This window comes from Olsenella uli (assembly GCF_016899935.1).
Lineage (GTDB): Bacteria > Actinomycetota > Coriobacteriia > Coriobacteriales > Atopobiaceae > Thermophilibacter > Thermophilibacter uli_B.
On record NZ_JACJJK010000050.1, the window covers coordinates 1 to 265 of the forward strand.

General features: G+C 42.3%; 1 protein-coding gene. It reads right to left on the bottom strand.

Features of this window, described 5'->3' with window-relative positions; genetic code table 11:
* Positions 1–265, bottom strand: a 265-nt coding sequence (locus H6A07_RS09815; RefSeq protein WP_204814735.1) for a hypothetical protein, incomplete at both ends; no start/stop codon positions are given.

Below are 265 nucleotides of genomic sequence, written 5' to 3' on the forward strand. Positions count from 1 at the left end.
CCGCCAGCATTAAGCCAACCAACATCGGCAGATGAAGATTCATCTACAACAATTTCTGTATTATCAAGACACATGCAACCGACACGCTGACCAGCGTTTGTTACATGGAAAAATAATTTCTTTCCTTCTGGATGCCATAATGGACCGCCAATATCATGCTGACCAGAAGCATGTATTTCAAATTCAGTTTCTCCTTTGGCTACAGCCTCGCCAATAGCAAGGAGCAAATCTTGTGTGGACATACGTTCATGTCCAACTAAAGTAT